16 protein-coding genes are annotated in these 19,189 nt (G+C 43.1%); 2 read left to right on the forward strand and 14 right to left on the reverse strand.

The genetic code is table 11. From position 1 onward, the window contains the following. Positions 1 to 34: 34 nt before the first annotated feature. From TY87_RS01360 to TY87_RS01395, 8 genes are read right to left on the reverse strand one after another with little or no spacing between them, the layout of a single operon-like run. Positions 35 to 970, reverse strand: a complete 936-nt coding sequence (locus TY87_RS01360) for a septal ring lytic transglycosylase RlpA family protein (protein WP_072839937.1) — start codon at positions 968 to 970, stop codon at positions 35 to 37. Continuing rightward, a complete protein-coding gene (mltB, locus tag TY87_RS01365; RefSeq protein ID WP_100185714.1) occupies positions 957 to 2,012 on the reverse strand; it encodes a lytic murein transglycosylase B in 1,056 nt (351 codons plus the stop codon). Before mltB ends, TY87_RS01360 begins: the two co-directional genes overlap by 14 nt. Then, complete coding sequence (gene rodA / locus TY87_RS01370) at positions 2,012 to 3,133, reverse strand: rod shape-determining protein RodA (protein ID WP_100185715.1); 1,122 nt, start codon at positions 3,131 to 3,133, stop codon at positions 2,012 to 2,014. Before rodA ends, mltB begins: the two co-directional genes overlap by 1 nt. Then, on the reverse strand, positions 3,126 to 5,006 hold the full coding sequence (mrdA, locus tag TY87_RS01375) for a penicillin-binding protein 2 (protein ID WP_100185716.1): 1,881 nt from the start codon (positions 5,004 to 5,006) through the stop codon (positions 3,126 to 3,128). Before mrdA ends, rodA begins: the two co-directional genes overlap by 8 nt. 9 nt (positions 5,007 to 5,015) lie before the next feature. After that, positions 5,016 to 5,483 carry a 23S rRNA (pseudouridine(1915)-N(3))-methyltransferase RlmH gene (gene rlmH, locus TY87_RS01380; protein WP_012070537.1) on the reverse strand — a complete coding sequence of 156 codons (468 nt, stop codon included), beginning with the start codon at positions 5,481 to 5,483 and terminating at the stop codon, positions 5,016 to 5,018. A gap of 11 nt (positions 5,484 to 5,494) precedes the next feature. After that, positions 5,495 to 5,848, reverse strand: coding sequence for a ribosome silencing factor (gene rsfS / locus TY87_RS01385; RefSeq protein WP_072839932.1), 354 nt, complete (start codon positions 5,846 to 5,848; stop codon positions 5,495 to 5,497). Between the two features lie 14 nt (positions 5,849 to 5,862). Beyond that, positions 5,863 to 6,528, reverse strand: coding sequence for a nicotinate-nucleotide adenylyltransferase (nadD, locus tag TY87_RS01390; protein ID WP_084122389.1), 666 nt, complete (start codon positions 6,526 to 6,528; stop codon positions 5,863 to 5,865). Next, entirely contained in the window at positions 6,518 to 7,777 is a 1,260-nt protein-coding gene (locus TY87_RS01395; protein WP_100185717.1) for a glutamate-5-semialdehyde dehydrogenase, read from the reverse strand. The genes nadD and TY87_RS01395 overlap by 11 nt, the downstream gene beginning before the upstream one ends. A gap of 132 nt (positions 7,778 to 7,909) precedes the next feature. On the opposite strand from TY87_RS01395, the gene tsaA reads away from it, so the two are divergent. Next, on the forward strand, positions 7,910 to 8,629 hold the full coding sequence (gene tsaA / locus TY87_RS01400) for a tRNA (N6-threonylcarbamoyladenosine(37)-N6)-methyltransferase TrmO (RefSeq protein ID WP_100185718.1): 720 nt from the start codon (positions 7,910 to 7,912) through the stop codon (positions 8,627 to 8,629). Between the two features lie 11 nt (positions 8,630 to 8,640). After that, positions 8,641 to 8,889 carry a hypothetical protein gene (locus TY87_RS01405; protein WP_100185719.1) on the forward strand — a complete coding sequence of 83 codons (249 nt, stop codon included), beginning with the start codon at positions 8,641 to 8,643 and terminating at the stop codon, positions 8,887 to 8,889. 133 nt (positions 8,890 to 9,022) lie between these two features. On the opposite strand, the gene rpsA is transcribed toward TY87_RS01405, so the two are convergent. The 6 genes from rpsA to gyrA form a co-directional block, all read right to left on the reverse strand. After that, a complete protein-coding gene (gene rpsA, locus TY87_RS01410; RefSeq protein ID WP_072839927.1) occupies positions 9,023 to 10,705 on the reverse strand; it encodes a 30S ribosomal protein S1 in 1,683 nt (560 codons plus the stop codon). A 181-nt stretch (positions 10,706 to 10,886) separates the two neighbouring features. After that, positions 10,887 to 11,570, reverse strand: coding sequence for a (d)CMP kinase (gene cmk, locus TY87_RS01415; RefSeq protein ID WP_072839926.1), 684 nt, complete (start codon positions 11,568 to 11,570; stop codon positions 10,887 to 10,889). A 19-nt stretch (positions 11,571 to 11,589) separates the two neighbouring features. Continuing rightward, positions 11,590 to 13,800 (reverse strand): bifunctional prephenate dehydrogenase/3-phosphoshikimate 1-carboxyvinyltransferase, encoded by a 2,211-nt coding sequence (locus tag TY87_RS01420; RefSeq protein WP_232617033.1) that lies wholly within the window; start codon positions 13,798 to 13,800, stop codon positions 11,590 to 11,592. A gap of 59 nt (positions 13,801 to 13,859) precedes the next feature. After that, positions 13,860 to 14,981 (reverse strand): prephenate dehydratase, encoded by a 1,122-nt coding sequence (gene pheA / locus TY87_RS01425; RefSeq protein WP_100185721.1) that lies wholly within the window; start codon positions 14,979 to 14,981, stop codon positions 13,860 to 13,862. A gap of 40 nt (positions 14,982 to 15,021) precedes the next feature. After that, the gene (gene serC / locus TY87_RS01430) at positions 15,022 to 16,101 is read right to left on the reverse strand and encodes a 3-phosphoserine/phosphohydroxythreonine transaminase (RefSeq protein WP_072839924.1); all 1,080 of its coding nucleotides are present in this window, start codon (positions 16,099 to 16,101) and stop codon (positions 15,022 to 15,024) included. 75 nt (positions 16,102 to 16,176) lie between these two features. Continuing rightward, positions 16,177 to 18,867, reverse strand: coding sequence for a DNA gyrase subunit A (gyrA, locus tag TY87_RS01435; RefSeq protein WP_100185722.1), 2,691 nt, complete (start codon positions 18,865 to 18,867; stop codon positions 16,177 to 16,179). Between the last annotated feature and the right edge of the window lie 322 nt (positions 18,868 to 19,189).

The following is a 19,189-nucleotide window of genomic DNA, read 5'->3' on the forward strand; positions in this document are numbered from 1 at the left end:
CCATCTAGGAATCTCTAGCCCAAACAAATCGTACCTAAGGCACTAAAGCAACTCTTACAGGGTTACCAAAGCCTTCTAGTTGTAATTTTTTTTGCCATTCAACCAAGTCATTAGGATCGACAAAAGGCCCAACTAAAACCTTAAACAAACCATCATCTTGTTTGTTAATAACAACTTTAACACTCGTATCAAACGCCTCAAAAAGACGCTGCTTGAGCTTATCCGCAGACTCCTCCGAACTAAAAGCTCCCATTTGGAGATGAGAAAAAACCAACTCAGATGGGGCATTTACCGTATCTGTCGAAGAAACTGGTGATACCTTAGCTGGCAAGGCTTCTGGCGGAGTTACTGACTCTTTAGCAACGACTTTAGGTGGATTATAAGACTGCCCTTGTGATGGCGTAATGGCCTCAACTCGCACCCGAGCCAAACCTTTCTTATGATAATCAAGGCGAGCTGCAGCCGCATATGAAAGATCAATCAAACGATCTCCATGAAACGGCCCTCTATCATTAACTCTAACAATAACAGAGCGCTGATTATCAAGGTTCGTAACCTTCAGGTAAGTGGGTAACGGCAAAGACTTGTGGGCAGCAGAAAAACTATACATGTCATATGTTTCCCCATTTGAGGTCTTATGTCCATGAAACTTCTTGCCATACCAAGACGCTGTTCCCTCTGCCACATACCCTTGAGCAGAATCCATTACCCAATATTTCTTGCCCCATACTTCATATGGGCTCTTATTACCACCACGGCTTTTCGCTTCCCACCTTGGAACTAGATCAGGAAGATGATCCACTTTGATATCACCAGTCGGAGCATGATCTTGTAAAATGGAATAACGCCCTCCACCTGATGCTTTTTCATAATCTGCGTCATCCTTACCTAAAACATGACGCGTGCTCATACATCCATTCAATACCAGCAAACTAATGCCAGCAACAAATAGCATGTTAATTACTTTCATAGGTCCCTATACTCTCAGCGAGCTCCAATACAGACATGGCATATCGCCTACTAGGGTTGTAATCCATAATCGTGAAAAAGTTCTCATACGCAAGCCAATAAGAGACTTCTTCAGGCCCAGTTCGCAAACCAATTAACCCCGTCTTCTGAGGAATAAAAGGCTGAGTTGGAAGCACATTTAACGCCGACCACTCAGTCATGTCAGCACTAGGCGCTCTGCCACGATTAATTAAATCCGCCACAGAATCAGGATCCGCAACATAAGCCATTACAAACCAAGGCTGGCGAGATTGCCAACCATGATGTTTAAGATAATTTGCTACACTACCAATGGCATCGGCTTCGGACCCCCACAAGTCGATATGCCCATTTTTATCATAATCTATTGCCAGTTTTTGATAGTTACTGGGCATAAACTGCACCATTCCCATCGCTCCACTGTATGACCCTTTTGTTTCGCCAATGTTCCATCCTTCTTGACGGGCAAGCAACAAATAGGCTTTTAGTTCACTTTGGAAGTATTCTTTTCTTCGAGGGTAATCAAAGGCGAGAGTAGTAAGCGAGGTAAAAACATCTTTTGACCCTGTAATGCGCCCGTAATAGGTTTCAACTCCTATAAGAGCTACGATGACGTTTGGCTCAACACCAAACTCCTGTTCTGCTTTGCGTAACCACTGAGCATTACGCTTGGCAAATTCTCGTCCGAGTTTCGCCCGCTCTTCGTTCACAAAGCGAGTTTTGTACTCATAGTAAGGCGTCACAACTTCAGGCTGATTATCTGATTTCGAAATAACATTCGGGCGCACTTTAATATGAGAAAAAGCTAATTCGAGGCGCTTTTTATCATAAGCATGCTCTTTAACCAGCTGATTAATAAAAACTTGAACCTCTGGATTTCCAGCATAAGAATCTGCCCATTCTTTGGGCATTTCTTCAAGAAGTGAGTCGCTAACTCCTGTATCCGAGGGTAATGTAGAATGATCCATACTACTACACGCAGTTAGACCAAGCGCTAGAAACAACAACGTAGCTTGCTTAATCATTATCTTGCTCTTTTATGTGTTTGTATTGACATTAAAATCCCAAATGTCGCCATGATGGTAATGATAGAAGTACCACCATAACTGACAAGTGGTAAGGGTACCCCAACCACAGGCAGAATGCCTGACACCATCCCAATATTTACAAACATGTACACAAAAAAGGTAAGCGTTAAGCTACCCGCTAATAACCGCGCATAGTTGTCTTCTGCATTTGCAGCAATATACAAACCTCGAGCTATAACAAGCAAATAAGCCAAGATCAGCACACCGCAACCCAACATACCAAACTCTTCGGCAAGCACAGCGATAATAAAGTCTGTGTGACTTTCTGGCAGAAAATCTAACTGAGCCTGCGTCCCTTCTAAAAAGCCTTTACCATATAGTCCACCAGAACCAATCGCAGTTTTAGATTGAATAATATTCCAACCAGATCCCAGCGGATCACTTTCCGGATTCAAAAAAGTTAATACTCGTTGACGCTGATAATCATGCATAAATTGCCACAATGCATAGCCAGCGATAGGTGCTAATGCCGCCGCACCTAATATATAGCGCCACCCAAGCCCTGCAAGAAACAGCACAAAAATACCAGACACAGCAACTAATAAAGCCGTCCCCAAATCTGGTTGCTTAGCTATCATCAACACTGGCAAGACAATAAGACCAAGAACCGCCAATATTTGTTTAAAACTTGGAGGAAGCTGCCTGTCAGAAAAGTACCAAGCAATCATCATTGGCATGACAATCTTCATAATTTCTGAAGGCTGAAACCGCAACCCTCCCGGCAAAGCTAACCAACGCTGTGCACCTTTTGCCCCAACACCAAACAACAACACCCCAATCAAAAGCACTGTGATAAAAATAAATAGCGTCGGTGAAGCCCGTCGCATATATTTAGGGGGCAACTGAGCTAGAGCCACACAAATAAGTAAACCTATTACTAATCGAAACACCTGCCGCTCAACCATGGCCACATCTTGCCCGGAGGCTGAGTACAGAATAAAAAGCCCTCCACTAATAAGCAGCAACAAAGATCCCATCAGCAAAACGTCAACGTGAACCAGCTGCCATAAGCGAGCATTGGTAAAAGATAGCGCTCTGCGATAAAAGCTATCAGTCATTTTTATCACCCTTCAAATAATCGTAACGCGCTGGATAATCATCATGCAGATAAGCATCAAATAATGCTTTAGTTAAATCAGCTGGCTTAGAACTACTGCCACCATTTTCAAAAATAGCGAATACTGAAATTTTAGGGTTTCTAGCGGGAGCAAAACCGATAAATAACGCATGATCATGCAAACGCTTCTCAAGCTTATCTGAATCGTACTCTTCATCTTCTTGCAAACTAAATACTTGGCCCGTTCCTGTTTTTCCTGCTATCTCGTAATCAGTCCCCTGCAAACGCCTTGCTGTACCATGCGCATCTGTTATGACTTTGCGCATCGCATCAATCATGCGATCCCAATTGCGCTGATCCTTTAAAACAATATCATGCTCATCACCAAGACCATCCTCAAACTCAGCAGGATGATCTCCCACCAGCCGAGTCATGCGGGGATAGAAGTAATGTCCTTTACTTGCTAACGCAGAAGTCGCAGCAGCAATTTGCAATGGTGTCGCCACCATAAACCCTTGCCCAATACCAACGTTTACAGAGTCACCTGGATACCAAGGCTCTTTGTATTTAGCTTTTTTCCATTCGTTAGAAGGCAACAAACCATGGCTCTCACCACTTAAATCGAGCAAGGTTGTTTGACCAAATCCGAAACGTGTCAAAAAGTTATGGATAGGAGTAATGCCCATCTTGTTAGCCAATTGATAGTAATAAGTATCAACTGACTCAATAATAGAGCGTTCTAAATTAATCCAACCATGACCTGTTCGCTTCCAATCTCGATAGCGACGACCATCAGGATTTATTTGATAATAGCCTTTGGCAAAATAGCGTTCGGTCCATGACGAAAAACCGTATTCAAGCCCAGCAAGACCCATGAAAGGTTTGATAGTTGATGCGGGAGGATAACCTCCTCGTAAGGCTCGATTAAAAAGAGGGAGTTTTTTAGATTGGCGCAGTGTTGCATAATCATCAACTGAAATACCACGCACAAAGAGATTAGGATCGTACCCAGGCTTAGAAACTAGGGCTAGGATTCCGCCTGTCGTTGGGTCTATAGCTACAACTGAGCCCGTATATTCGCCTAAAAGATCATAAGCATATTGCTGAAGCCTTGCGTCTAAATATAGATGAAGATCTTTACCGGGAGTTGGATTCTGTCGTTCCAGTTCGGACATGATCCGACCACGAGCATTCACCTCTACCTTACTAAGACCTGCCTCACCAAAGAGTGTTTTTTCGTAAAAACCCTCCACACCTGTTTTACCTATAAACAAGGCGCCCTGATAAGCTAACTTATCAACTGTTTCTAAATCTTTTGAGGTAATTCGACCGACATATCCAATAGCATGTGCAAACGCTTCGCCGTATGGGTAATAACGGGTTAATTGGGCTTCGACCTGAACACCATCGAGTTTATATAAATCAACAGAAACCTTTGCCCACTCTTCATCAGTCAATTGAGATTTTAAAGTAAGGGATTGATAAGGGCGGCGATATTCTTTTCTCCTGTCATCGAAATCCTCCCATTCACTATCACTAATATCGATAATGCCAGAAAGCATTTGCTTTAACTTGGGAAAGCTTTCTACCCGCTCAGGTATTACAGTTAAACTGTGTATAGGACGATTGTCAGCCAACACCAATCCGTTGCGGTCATATATCAAACCTCTTGGAGGTGGCTCTGTAACCAACATAACGCGGTTGTCGTTAGCCTTGGTTTGGTATAATTCATGCTCTATCACTTGAAGATAGAACAAACGAGCCATTAGCACGACAGCCATTAATAAAACAAAAACAGCGGCGGCAAATACTCTCTGCTGCGTCAGTCGTTGCTCTTGACGATAATTACGGAAGTTTTGATGTCGACGACTCACAACATCACCTTACCTATGATACGGATGATTATTCATGAGTGTCCAGGCGCGATATATTTGCTCAGCCAAAATCACTCTCACCATAGGATGGGGCAATGTCAGACGAGATAGAGACCAAGTCTGATCAGCACGAGCTGTACATCTAGGGTCAAGACCATCCGGCCCACCCACTAACAAGCTCACATTATAGCCATCCATACGCCACTGCTCAGTCTGGTCTGCCAGTTGATCGGTAGACCACTCTTTACCAAGAACTTCCATTGCAATCACTTTGTCTCCAGAAGGTATAGCCTCAAGCATACTATCCCCTTCCTTACGGATTGCCTTTGGTATATCAGTGTTTTTTCCACGAGGCGACATAGGTATTTCAACAAGCTCTAACGCAAAATCTTTCGGTAAGCGCTTAGCATACTCATCATAACCTTCAGTCACCCACTTTGGCATCTTATTACCAACAGCAATCAAACGAACACGCATTTAAAAGAGCCTTACATTTGTTCTGGCTTAATGTCCCAAAGTTTCTCAAGATCATAAAATGCTCGAGCCTCTTCTGTCATCACATGCACAACAACGTCATGTAAATCCACCAACACCCAATCACTGCCCATACCACGACCTTCACAACCCAATGGCTGAAGACCTTTACCTTTTAAATGTTCAAATACATTTTGACCCAAAGCATTTACATGGCGCTTTGAAGTACCGGTACAAATCACCATGTAATCCATCATGTCTGTATGATTTCCTACATTCAATACTGTGATCTTATCACCTTTCACATCTTCCAATGCTTCAACAGCAAAAGCCAAAATTTGATCTGCTGTGAGGTTAAGCTGACTCATATAATTACGTTACCCTATCGATATAATTGATGTTGTTCTATATATTTTTGGACTGGCTCTGGCAACAAATAAGCAATCGACTCGTTTTTACGAGCTAGCGCTCTAATCATGCTAGAGGATATCCCCAAAGGAGTAAGAGTCTCGAACCAGACCCGCCCTGAGGGCGCGCATTGTAACTCATGCGACGATGCGGCACGATAGTTTTCGCAAAAACCGCTTAATTCAGAGATCAAGTCAGGTTCCCAACCGGGACGAGACACCACCAACAAGTGAGCATACTTGATTATCTGTTGCCATTTATGCCAAGTTGGAAGAGATAGAAAGCTATCCATTCCCAACACCATAATTAACGATTCATCAGGACCAATTTCCTCACGAAGATCTCGCAACGTATCAATACTATAGCTTGGCCCTTCCCTATCAATTTCACGAGAATCAACACTCAATCGAGCATCACCTGAGATAGCAAGCCTAGCCATGTCAAGCCGATGTTGAGGTAAAACACTTGGTCGATCTTTATGCACAGGCTGAAAACAGGGTATTAACTTCAAATTTGAGTAATGATAGCGATCCAAAATCTCAACCGCTGTTCTTAAGTGACCATTATGAACAGGATCAAATGTCCCACCCATAATGGCCAGCCCAGAAACCTTCACGCTATCGTTGACTCTAGTTGTCACGAGTATGACCATCGCCAAGCACAATATATTTCTGACTAGTCAAACCTAACAACCCAACCGGTCCACGAGCGTGAATTTTATCTGTAGATATACCAATTTCAGCCCCAAAGCCATACTCAAAACCATCCGCAAAGGATGTCGAAGCATTCACCATAACCGATGATGAATCCACTTCCGTCATAAACGCTCGTGTTTTTGAATAGTTCTGCGAAACAATTGCGTCCGTATGATGAGAACCATATTTATTAATGTGCGCAATCGCCTCATCCATATCTGAGACAATTTTGATAGATAACTTAGGAGCATGATATTCGGTATACCAATCCTCTTCACTAGCAGAACCAATTGAAGCCGACATAGCCTGAGTTGCCTCGCAGCCCACCAACTCAACACCCTTATCTAAAAATGCAGAAATCAACTTAGGAAGGACATCGCGAGCAATTGCTTTATGGACCAACAAGGACTCCATAGCATTGCACACACCATAACGACGTGTTTTTGCATTCAGAGCAATATTGAAGGCTTTAACTAAATCCGCTTCATCATCAATGTAAACATGGCAGTTACCGTCAAGGTGCTTAATCACAGGAACTCGAGCATCTTCACTAATGCGCTGAATCAAGCCCCTACCACCACGCGGAACGATCACATCTACGTACTCAGGCATGGTTATCAATTTACCAACCGCTTCACGGTCTGTCGTATTTAACACCTGAACCGCTTCTTCAGGTAAATTTACAGACTTGAGGCCTACAGATATAGCCTCAGCAATAACTTGATTAGAATGAAACGCTTCTGAACCGCCGCGCAAAATAGTCGCATTACCTGATTTCAAACACAGACTTGCTGCGTCGATGGTCACATTTGGGCGAGACTCATAGATAATACCAACCACACCAAGCGGTACGCGCATTTGCCCACGCTGAATTCCAGATGGCAAATACACCATATTTGATATCTCACCAATAGGATCAGGCAGTGACGCCACCTGCTTTAAGCCTTCAATCATGCCATCAATACGAGCATCATTTAGCAATAGTCGATCTAGCAAAGCCGAATCAAGACCTTTAGCACGACCATTCTCCATGTCTTTCGCATTTTCCTCTATCAATCGAGGTCGAGCATTTTCCAAAGCGTCAGCCATAGCAAACAGCGCCATATTTTTTTGCTTTGTGGATGCCTTAGCAAGAAGACGAGAAGCTGCCCTAGCTTGCTGACCAATTCGATTCATATAAGATTCTAAAGACATTTTTAATCTCTAATAAAAGTAAAAAGAACAAACAATAGATCACCAAATAAGTCGCGATCTATTTCATCAAGACAGTATACTATCACAATATTTTTATTCATTTAGCGCAGATTTTCACGAAAGGATCCCCCATTGCCACCCATCAATTCTTTTACTCTCAACACCATTGGCATAGTACATTCTTGTTACAAGGAAAAATTTGGTATACCACGACAACCAGGACTGGTAACAGAAGCAACAGCGCGCCTAGAGCTAATCCCTCCTTATAGCAGGTTGGACATATTAGAAGGGCTAGATGGATTCTCTCATATCTGGATCCAGTTCGTCTTTCACGCCTGCATGACAGAAAACTGGAAAGCAAAAATACGACCACCACGCCTAGGGGGGAAAATAAAAATGGGCGTATTCGCTACACGAGCCACGCACAGACCTAACCCGATAGGCTTATCCGTTGTGAAAATTGGGCGCATCTACCAAGAAGACAAAAAAATCTTTATTGATTTGCATGGCGCAGATTTACTAGATGGCACACCAGTTCTCGATATAAAACCTTATCTGCCTTATGCAGACAGCATTGTCGATGCGAAAGGAGGCTTTGCCCCAACACCAGCGCAAATGCAAATAAAGCCCGTACTATTTTCTGAACTCGCAAAAGCACAATGCGAGACCTATCAAAATTTGCACAAAAGAGAAATAACGACTTTAATTAAACAAATTGTGGAACAGGATCCTAGACCCTCTTACTTATCAGAACAGGTCAATAGAGAGCACGGAATCAAGCTTTGGGATATCAATATAAAGTGGTGCGCAAGAAACGACCATTTTGAAATACTTCGTATAGAAGACAAATAAGAGAGCAGGAGATGAATAAAAAGCAGTTCTTAAATACTTATAAAAAAATCAGCTCGCTCAATCAAGAGAGAATAGAAAACACTCAAAATCGGGCACTTTATCGCTCAGAACACGACGAACGCTTAATAAAAGACTTTCATTACGCCAAATTCCAAAAAAACCTCCATAACGCACAGCAAAGCAAAGCCCTCAAAGAGCTACTGGAGAAAGACAATTGGAACGAAGAAGACACTGAAAAACTACTTAACTCATTACGCTAAAAAAACATACACCAAGTCTATACCCATGGTTATCCACATGTTCTGTGTATAGTTTCCCTGTCAATAAATTCAAAAAAATAAGCAAAAAAAAGCGGACCTAAGTCCGCTTTTTACAACAACCAGAAATCAAAACTTAGTTTTGGTTTTCTAGTTGCGCTTTGATCAAATCACCGATAGTGGTTGGACCATTAGTTTCAGCTTGTTGTTTCTCAGAATGAGATTTCAACGCGGCTTTCTCTTCAGTAGCATCTTTCTGCTTGATAGAAAGAGTGATAGTACGCGCTTTACGATCAACGTTAATGATCGCTGCTTCTACTTTATCACCAACTTTCAATGCTGTTGTAGCATCTTCGATACGCTCACGGCTAATTTCAGATACTTTCAAAGTAGCTTCAACGCCTTCAGCAAGAACAACTACAGCACCTTTCGCATCAACTTCAGAGACAGTACCGTTAACGATAGTGCCCTTGTCATTTTCAGCAACGAAAGCTAGGAACGGATCTTCCTCTAGTTGTTTAACACCTAGAGAAATACGCTCACGCTCAGCATCGATAGACAATACAACTGTTTCTAGCATATCGCCTTTCTTGTATTGACGTACTGCATCTTCACCAGTTTCGTCCCAAGATAGGTCAGATAAGTGAACAAGACCGTCGATACCGCCGTCAAGACCAATGAACACACCAAAGTCAGTGATAGATTTGATTGCGCCAGAGATTTTGTCGCCTTTATTGAAAGAAGTTGCGAATTCTTCCCATGGGTTCATTGTGCACTGCTTGATACCCAAAGAAATACGACGACGCTCTTCGTCAATGTCAAGAACCATAACTTCAACTTCATCACCAATCTGAACAACTTTAGATGGGTGAATGTTTTTGTTTGTCCAATCCATTTCAGAAACGTGCACTAGACCTTCTACGCCTTCTTCAAGTTCAGCGAAGCAACCGTAATCAGTCAAGTTGGTAACTTTAGCAGTTACTTTAGTGTTTTCTGGGTAACGAGCTTTGATAGCAACCCATGGATCTTCACCCAATTGCTTAAGACCTAGAGACACGCGGTTACGCTCGCGGTCAAACTTAAGAACTTTAACGTCGATTTCATCGCCAACAGCAATGATTTCACTTGGGTGCTTAATGCGTTTCCAAGCCATGTCAGTGATGTGTAGAAGACCATCAACACCACCAAGATCAACGAAAGCACCGTAGTCAGTAAGGTTCTTAACGATACCTTTAACTTCTTGACCCTCTTCAAGAGAAGCAAGCAATGTTTCACGTTCAGCGCTGTTAGTCGCTTCCATAACGGCACGACGAGAAACAACAACGTTGTTACGTTTTTGATCAAGCTTGATAAGTTTGAACTCTAGATCCACACCTTCCAAATGAGATGTATCGCGGATTGGGCGAACATCTACCAAAGAGCCTGGCAAGAAAGCACGGATGTTAGCGATATCAACTGTGAAGCCACCTTTGACTTTACCGTTGATAACACCGTGAACAATGGCATTTTCTTCGTAAGCTTTTTCAAGAACAGACCAAGTTTCTGCACGTTTAGCTTTTTCGCGAGACAATTTAGTCTCACCGAAACCATCTTCAACAGCATCAAGAGCAACTTTAACTTCGTCACCGATGTTTAAGTTGAACTCACCACTATCCGTTAGGAACTGAGAACGAGGAATTACGCCTTCAGATTTAAGACCTGCATGAACAGTTACCCACTCGCTGTCAATATCAACAACGATACCAGTAACAATTGAGCCTGGCGCCATTTCGACGGTTAATAGGCTTTCTTCAAACAGTTCTGCGAAGCTTTGAGTCATTGTATTTCCTATATAGTCGGCCTATATAAAGAACTAGGCCATATCCACATTGCCAGCAAATGTGGGTCAATTTTTTTGGATGATGCGATAAAAGCTTGCTGGCACCTTTATCGACTTGAATAACATTTGATCTATTCTAGCACATTCTAGATGCAAAAAAGTAGACGCAAAAAAGAACAGATTATACGAGACCTGCTTTTGCTGTTTCAGCAAAAATCATCTCGACAACCTGTTCTATCGTCAAATCCGTACTATCTATAACTAAAGCGCCTGCTGCAGGCACAAGAGGAGCAATCGCTCTATTCGCATCTCGCTCATCTCGCTCTTTAATCGTTTTAACAAGTTCATCTAGATTAACAGCTTCGCCTTTTTGCTGCAATTGCTGTAAGCGACGCTGAGCACGCTCTTCTGCCGATGCTGTTAGAAATATTTTAATCTGCGCGGAAGGAAAAACCACCGTCCCCATATCACGCCCATCCGCCACCAAACCAGGCAATTGCGAAAAAGCGCGCTGACGTAGCAACAAACCCTCTCGAACTTCTGGAATAGCCGCCAATTTAGACGCGCAATTACCAACTTCTTCAGTTCGAATCGCTTGAGTAACAATCTCGCCTTCTAGAATAATTTCAACTTTACCTTCTTCTGACTGCTCAAACTGTATATCCAAATGTTCGGCCAAGACCTTCAAGGTCTCAACATCATCAGAAGACATACCGTGATGCGATACAGCAAGAGCAAGTAGTCGATATAAAGCACCACTATCAAGTATGTGCCATCCCAGCTTTTCTGCGATTAACTGACTTACAGTGCCTTTACCAGCACCACTTGGACCATCAATCGTAATAACTGGGCCTTGGTTGATCATAACTATTCCTCTTAAAAAACTATTGCGCCACCGAACAGTGAAAACCTAACTGCATAGTGACACTCTCCAACTCGTTAAATTCTTCTAATAATTTTTGGCAATCATTCACTTTTGTTAGCAATTGGCTTCGCGCCCCTAGTGCCAACATGGCAAGTGCTAATTTATCATCACCAGCACAATCCAACTCACCACCCAATGGAAGACCACCTTTAATAAGCAAATCCCCATTTTCGTATGCACAAACAATCTTCATATGCTCAAGTGCATCCACTAAAGCCAGGACCCTATCTTCACAATAATAAGGTAGAGAGCCAACACCTTGAATACAACTTTCACCATTCGCGTAAGCCGCAGCGACACACAACAAAGGCAACTCATTTCTAAATTGGTAACTCTGCTCTGGCAACAAACTGAACGAATTCAACTCAGCAAAACCTGCCTGAAGTCTACCTTCGTACAAGCCAAACTCACCCTGCTCAGGTATAGATATATCCGCACCGATCGATTTTAGAAACGATAGAAATGCAAAAGATACAGAATCCAAACCCGCATTCTCGATTAGCAATTCAGAACCTGGCAACAAGCTCGCCAATAACACCAACCAAGCCGCCTCATATTCATCACCAGATAAAACAATATCCGTACCAACCAAAGGCGCAGGAACAACACTAAAGCCGTCAGCATGACCCAATATTGTCACACCAAAATGACGTAACAACACCTCACAATGAGATAACCCCGTCGACAGAGTCATAACAGAACCTTCAACGGGCGAATATAGTGCTGCCAAAAACGCCGACATACGCAAGCGTTCAGACCCAATTTTCAAATCAACAGATACATTCGAAGGTTCACCAGGCAAAAGATCAACTGGCAGACAATCAGCCATTTCAGACACGACACCGCCACCCATTTTGCGCACCAAAGAAAACAAATCACCCATCGATTGATTAAGTAATTTTTCTTCTGCAACGACAGACACAGAAAATGATTGACCAGCTAAAACAGGCAGCAACAAATACAAACTTTCCCTAGATTGGTGCACATTGATTGGCGCAATTGGTGCTTTTAAGCCACGAAGACCAACCCCATGAACGCGTAAGTGATCAGCGGATGCTTCCTCTATAACAACCCCCATATCCCGAAAAGCTTGCATAGTAATACGCACATCACCAGTCAAATCGACGTTCTTTATTTCACTTACACCTTCAGAAAGCGCCGCTATAGTAATCGCTTTATGTGACAGAGATTTGTCACCCAATAAAGAAATATCACCTTTAATTGCAGAAGCAGGCAAAACAGAAACAGAAACTGGACGAACCTCTTTCGTAGAACCAATTGTACGCTGCTCTAACAATCGAAGAAAATGATCTCGCGCAGACTTAGCGCGAGTAAAAACACCAAACATGCTTGCGCCATCACCTTGCTCTATCGCAGCGCGCATATCAGCAAGACGATCAGTAAAATGATCTAACGTAGCCAAAGTAGCTTCTTTATTGGCCATAAAGACATCTCGCCACATCACAGGGTCACTTGACGCAATCCGAGTAAAGTCACGAAAGCCACCAGCAGCAAATTTAAATATATCCTGACTACGCTCACCATTGGCCAGTGCATCAACCAAAGTATAAGCAAGCAGGTGCGGCAAATGACTTGAAGAGGCCAACACGTGATCATGATGATCAACATCCATACTCACAACATCAGCGCCAACAGCACGCCAAAGACGGTGAAGACGATCCAACAAAACAGGATTACTGTCTGCCAACGGCGTCACTATCGCCATGTGCTTTTCAAAAAGAAGAGGATTAGATGCCAATACACCACTTTTTTCTGCTCCAGCAATAGGATGACCAGGGATAAAATTAGCCGGCACATGCCCAAAGACACGACGAACTGCCTCAATCACACTCCCCTTTGTCGACCCCACATCAGTAACTAGGGTACGCTCAGATATGAAAGGCTTAAGATCAGTCAAAACAGATTCCATCGCCCTTACTGGAGTAGCAAGAACAATAACATCCATCTTAGAGACAAATTCAGCTGAAATTTCAGCAGGATAATCAATAACTCCCGTTGAAACCCCTAGCGCTAACTCCCCCTCCCGACGATCAACAGCATACAAGGTTGCCAAGCCGCGCTCTTTTAACGCTTTCGCAAATGAGCCACCTATCATGCCAAGACCAATGATCATTACATTGCCAAATTTCTTTTTTTCTTGAGACGTCATATTAACAGACGCCTGAAAATCACTTTCACCAGTCAAAGCACAACACTCTTATAAAATTGCTAAAGCACAGCCACAGGATAGGAACCCAACACCTTCACTTCCGATGCACGCTCACGTAACTCATCGATTACGGCACGGCAATCTTCATCTAAATAATGACCGACGAAATCAATATAAAATATATAACCCCAACGACTCATTAAAGAAGGACGAGTTTCCAAACGCGTCATATCAACCCCATGACGCTCGAAAGCCTCAAGCAATCGATATAAAGCACCTGGCTCATTTTTCGCACTAATTAGCAGTGATGTTTTATCTTTACCGCTTGGTGGAACATCCTGATTACCAACGATCAAAAAGCGCGTGGTATTATCTGGACGATCTTCAATATTAGAAGAAACTTTTAATAAGCCGTATAACTCACAAGCAACTTCACCCGCAATGGCAGCAATAGCCCGACCACTGCGACCCGCTTCAGCCGCAAGACGAGCCGCCTCTGCGTTGGAACTTACAGCAATACGCTCAGCATGCGGCCAATAACGATCCAACCAAGCACGGCATTGCGCCAAAGACTGTTGGTGTGAATAAATATGAGTGACGTCTTCGGAGTTAATATTCGGACTCACCAACAAATGATGGTGAATACGCTCTTCCACTTCGCCACATATTTTTAAACGCGAGTCACGAAAACTATCTAACGTATGGTTAACAACACCTTCTGTCGAATTCTCAACTGGCACGACACCATAATTAGCAGCACCAGATTCCACTTCACGGAACACCTCATCAATAGCCGCCATCGGCGCACTAACAATAGATTTCCCAAAGTGCTTTAATGCCGCTTGCTGCGTGAAGGTGCCTTCTGGTCCTAAGAACGCGATACGCATTGGTTTTTCAAGCGCTAGACATGAAGACATCACCTGACGAAAGATCTTCGCCATCTCTTCATTCCCCAAAGGTCCTTCGTTACGCTCCATAACTCTGCGCAAAACTTGAGCCTCGCGCTCCGGGCGATAAAAGACAACAGACTCACCACCCTGCTCAGCCAACTTAACTTCAGCCACTTTTTGAGCGCAAGATGCACGCTCATTAATCAGTATTTGTATTTGCGAATCAATGGAATCAATACGATCGCGCAATAAAGGCAGAGTATCTGGTACTGCTTGTTTAGAATTTGACATGCTATTTATTATCCATAGAGGTTATTGTCTCTAAAAAGTATTATCCGTGACGCTTTTCGAAGCCACGCATAAAATCAATCAAAGCTTCAATACCTTCCATAGGCATTGCGTTATATATACTTGCTCGCATACCACCAACAGAACGATGTCCAGCTAAAGTACGTAGGCCAGCCGCTTCAGATTCTTGCAAGAAAAGAGATTCAAGAGACTCATCAGCCAAAATAAACGGCACATTCATGCGAGATCTATAAGCAGGATCAACAGGGTTTGAATAAAATTTGCTAGCATCAATGAAGTCGTATAAAGCCTGCGCCTTACGAATATTGATCGCTTCGATCGCTTCAACACCACCTTGCTCTTCCAACCACTCGAACACTAAATCAGCCAAGTAAATTGCAAACGTTGGCGGCGTATTAATCATAGAGTCATTCGCAGCCAAGTTGGCAAAATTCCAAATTGATGGCAACTCATCACTACTACGCGCCAGCAAATCTTTACGAATAATACATATAACCACACCAGCAGGACCGACATTTTTTTGTGCGCCAGCGTAAATCAAGCCATATTTGCTCACATCAATTTTGCGAGACAAAATCGTTGAAGACAAATCTGCAACGATAGGCAAATTCGTTTCAGGCAGGTCGGAAAACTCTAGACCGCCGATAGTTTCGTTTGGACAAAGATGCAAATATGCAGCATTTTCATCCAACTCTAGAGTAGAAAAGTCAGGAACCGTACTATAGTTCTGCTCTTTTGAAGATCCCACTACGTTTACTTTAGTGTATCTTTCTGCCTCTTTAATTGCCTTTGAAGACCAAGCACCAGTATCCAAAAAGCAGGCAGAATCAAAGCCATTCACTAAGTTCGCAGGAATTTGAGCAAACAAGGTAGAGGCGCCACCTTGAACAAACAGAATTTCATATTCATCGCTAATATTCATCAAGCGCGACAAACGCGCTTTAGCAGATGCGAGAATGGACATAAACTCAGAACTACGGTGGCTCATTTCCATAACAGAAACACCAGCACCATGCCAATCTAGCATTTCAGCCTGTGCTTTTTTTAAAACCGCTTCTGGAAGCGCTGCTGGACCAGAACAAAAATTATATACTCGGCTCATCCTGCGTATTACCTCTAGTATTTTCAGGACCTATCTACAACAAAAGCGACGCACCTAGGTGCGCCGCTTTATTTTCTATTCCATATCGCTATCAAGGATATCAGGAGATTCGTCACCATCACTTGGCGCCTGATCAACGACAACAGCATCACCTGCTTCATCGATCTCAACATCTTCTTCATCATGTTCAACAACACGTTCAATGCCAACCAAATGCTCATCATTGGTCAAACGAATCAAAGTAACACCTTGAGTGTTTCGGCCTTGACATGACACTTCTGTCACCCGAGTACGAACCAAAGTACCTTGATCGGTAATCAAAATAATCTCATCTGTTTCATCAACCTGAGCAGCACCAACAACAGGGCCGTTACGCTCAGAAACCTGAATACCGATAACACCTTGACCGCCACGACCATACACTGGGAAATCTTCTACCAAAGTACGCTTGCCATAACCATTTTCACAAGCCATCAATACAGCAGAACCATCCTGAGGAACGATAAGCGAAACAACCTTAGCATCTTCGCCTAAACGAATACCACGAACACCTGCTGCAGTACGACCCATTGCACGAACATCAGACTCTTTAAAGCGGATTGTTTTGCCTGAAGATGAAACCAACATAATATCATTTTCACCATTGGTAACAGATACACCAACCAGCTCATCAGTCTCATCTAAGCTAAGCGCAATCAAACCAGTCGAGCGAGGGCGAGCAAAATGCTGCATCGCTGTCTTCTTAACTGTTCCGTTTGCCGTCGCCATAAAGATATAGCTACTAGCTTCAACAATTGCGTCATCTGCAACTTCGTCATCCGCTTCCGAGTCTGCCTCAACTGCTTCAACAACCGGCAAAGGCAATAAAGCAGAGATAGACTCGCCTTCTCTTAACGGCAACAAGTTAACAATAGGACGACCTTTCGCACTACGACTAGCTACCGGAATCTCAAACACACGCAACCAGTAAACTTTACCAAAATTACTAAACAGCATTATGGTGTCATGACTACTAGTAACCAACAGATGCTCGATGTGATCCTCGTCTTTCATGCTCGCAGAAGATTTACCGCGACCACCACGACGCTGAGCTTGATACTCAACTAATGGCTGAGATTTCGCATAACCTGTATTCGAAATCGTCACTACCATTGGCGCTTCATCAATCAAATCCGCAATGGTCAAATCTTGACGAGAAGTTAAGATTTCAGTACGACGAGCGTCGCCGAAAGTATCTCGAACCTCTCCTAGCTCTTCACGAATAACTTCCATCAAACGATCTGGGTTAGATAGAATATTTAGCAATTCACCAATAAGCTCAATCAGAGACTTATATTCGCCCAGTAACTTATCGTGTTCCAAACCTGTCAAACGATGTAGACGCAAGTCCAAAATCGCTTGAGCTTGATCTGGTGACAAATGATATGCACCATCAACAAAACCGTAGCCAGCCTCAAGATCATCAGGACGACAAGCGTCAGCACCAGCACGCTCAAGCATGGCAACCACATTACCCGGCTCCCAAGACTCGCTAACAATTTTCTCTTTTGCTTCTGCAGATGTTGGCGATGTACGGATTAGCTCAATTACGCGATCAATGTTCGCTAGAGAAACAGCCAAACCCTCAAGAATGTGACCACGCTCGCGCGCTTTACGAAGTTCGTAAATAGTACGACGTGTAACTACTTCTCGACGGTGTTTAACGAAGCATTCAAGAATTTGTTTGATATTAAGTAACTGAGGACGACCATCAACCAAGGCCACCATGTTAATACCAAACACTGACTGCAATTGAGTTTGCGTGAAGATGTTATTCACAACAACATCAGGATTTTCACCGCGACGCAACTCTATAACGATACGCATACCGTCTTTGTCAGATTCATCACGAAGCTCACTGATACCTTCCAGTTTTTTCTCTTTAACTAGCTCAGCGATTTTTTCAATCACTTTCGCTTTATTTAACTGATAAGGGATCTCAGTGAAAACGATGGATTGGCGGTTACCTTTTTCCATGTCTTCAAAATGATGACGGGCACGCATGTAAATACGACCGCGACCGGTTTTGTAAGCTTCAATAATACCAGCGCGACCATTAATAAACGCCCCAGTTGGGAAGTCAGGCCCTGGTATATGATCGATAAGCTCATCAATAGTAATGTCTGCGTTATCAATAACAGCTAAACAACCATCGATAATCTCACCAAGATTATGAGGTGGGATATTAGTCGCCATGCCTACCGCAATACCCGCCGAACCGTTTACTAACAGTCCAGGTACACGCGCAGGCAATACTTCCGGCATAAATTCCGTGCCATCGTAGTTAGGCACGAAGTCGACGGTTTCTTTCTCTAAATCCATCAAAAGATGATGAGAAATTTTCGCCATACGGATTTCGGTATAACGCATTGCCGCAGCACTGTCACCATCGACAGAACCGAAGTTACCCTGACCATCAACCAAGGTGTAACGCATTGAGAAAGGTTGCGCCATACGAACAATCGTATCGTATACAGCAGAATCACCATGTGGGTGATATTTACCGATTACATCACCAACGATACGCGCCGATTTTTTGTACGGTTTATTCCAATCATTTTTAAGTTCATTCATCGCAAATAGAACGCGACGGTGAACAGGCTTTAACCCGTCTCGCACATCAGGTAATGCTCGACCTACAATTACACTCATTGCGTAATCTAGGTAAGATCCCTTAAGTTCATTTTCGATACTGACGGGAATAATTTCTTTGGCTAATTCACCCATAGATACAATCGATCCTTATGCCTCGGAGTCAAAAAGACTCCCTAATATCTTTTTATAAGCGCCGCATTGTAACATAAGGAAATAAATAACACCCCTTCAAGGAGCATGTTTTGTTGCTCTATATTGTATTTATAGAAACCACCTACGGAACACTCTCTTTAACAAAGCAAGTTTGCTATTGGTCACCTCTGAGGTTGGCGCTATACTAAGATGACGTAATAAAAATAAGCTTCGCTTCTATTACCTAAAGAAGCATTTCAGAACACAGGCGATCGGTTCAGTACAACGAACATAGCTTCATCACTCTTAGCGACATTGAAAA

The sequence above is a fragment of the Marinomonas sp. BSi20584 genome (assembly GCF_002792415.1).
GTDB classification, from domain to species: Bacteria; Pseudomonadota; Gammaproteobacteria; order Pseudomonadales; family Marinomonadaceae; genus Marinomonas; species Marinomonas polaris.

Bases quoted from the DNA above. Each gene is read 5' to 3' on its own strand.
- TY87_RS01360 (WP_072839937.1), bottom strand. From the start codon at position 970: ATGAAAGTAATTAACATGCTATTTGTTGCTGGCATTAGTTTGCTGGTA.
- mltB (WP_100185714.1), bottom strand. From the start codon at position 2,012: ATGATTAAGCAAGCTACGTTGTTGTTTCTAGCGCTTGGTCTAACTGCG.
- rodA (WP_100185715.1), bottom strand. From the start codon at position 3,133: ATGACTGATAGCTTTTATCGCAGAGCGCTATCTTTTACCAATGCTCGC.
- rlmH (WP_012070537.1), bottom strand. From the start codon at position 5,483: ATGCGTGTTCGTTTGATTGCTGTTGGTAATAAGATGCCAAAGTGGGTG.
- rsfS (WP_072839932.1), bottom strand. From the start codon at position 5,848: ATGAGTCAGCTTAACCTCACAGCAGATCAAATTTTGGCTTTTGCTGTT.
- TY87_RS01395 (WP_100185717.1), bottom strand. From the start codon at position 7,777: ATGTCTTTAGAATCTTATATGAATCGAATTGGTCAGCAAGCTAGGGCA.
- TY87_RS01405 (WP_100185719.1), top strand. From the start codon at position 8,641: ATGAATAAAAAGCAGTTCTTAAATACTTATAAAAAAATCAGCTCGCTC.
- rpsA (WP_072839927.1), bottom strand. From the start codon at position 10,705: ATGACTCAAAGCTTCGCAGAACTGTTTGAAGAAAGCCTATTAACCGTC.
- cmk (WP_072839926.1), bottom strand. From the start codon at position 11,570: ATGATCAACCAAGGCCCAGTTATTACGATTGATGGTCCAAGTGGTGCT.
- TY87_RS01420 (WP_232617033.1), bottom strand. From the start codon at position 13,800: ATGACGTCTCAAGAAAAAAAGAAATTTGGCAATGTAATGATCATTGGT.
- pheA (WP_100185721.1), bottom strand. From the start codon at position 14,981: ATGTCAAATTCTAAACAAGCAGTACCAGATACTCTGCCTTTATTGCGC.
- serC (WP_072839924.1), bottom strand. From the start codon at position 16,101: ATGAGCCGAGTATATAATTTTTGTTCTGGTCCAGCAGCGCTTCCAGAA.
- gyrA (WP_100185722.1), bottom strand. From the start codon at position 18,867: ATGGGTGAATTAGCCAAAGAAATTATTCCCGTCAGTATCGAAAATGAA.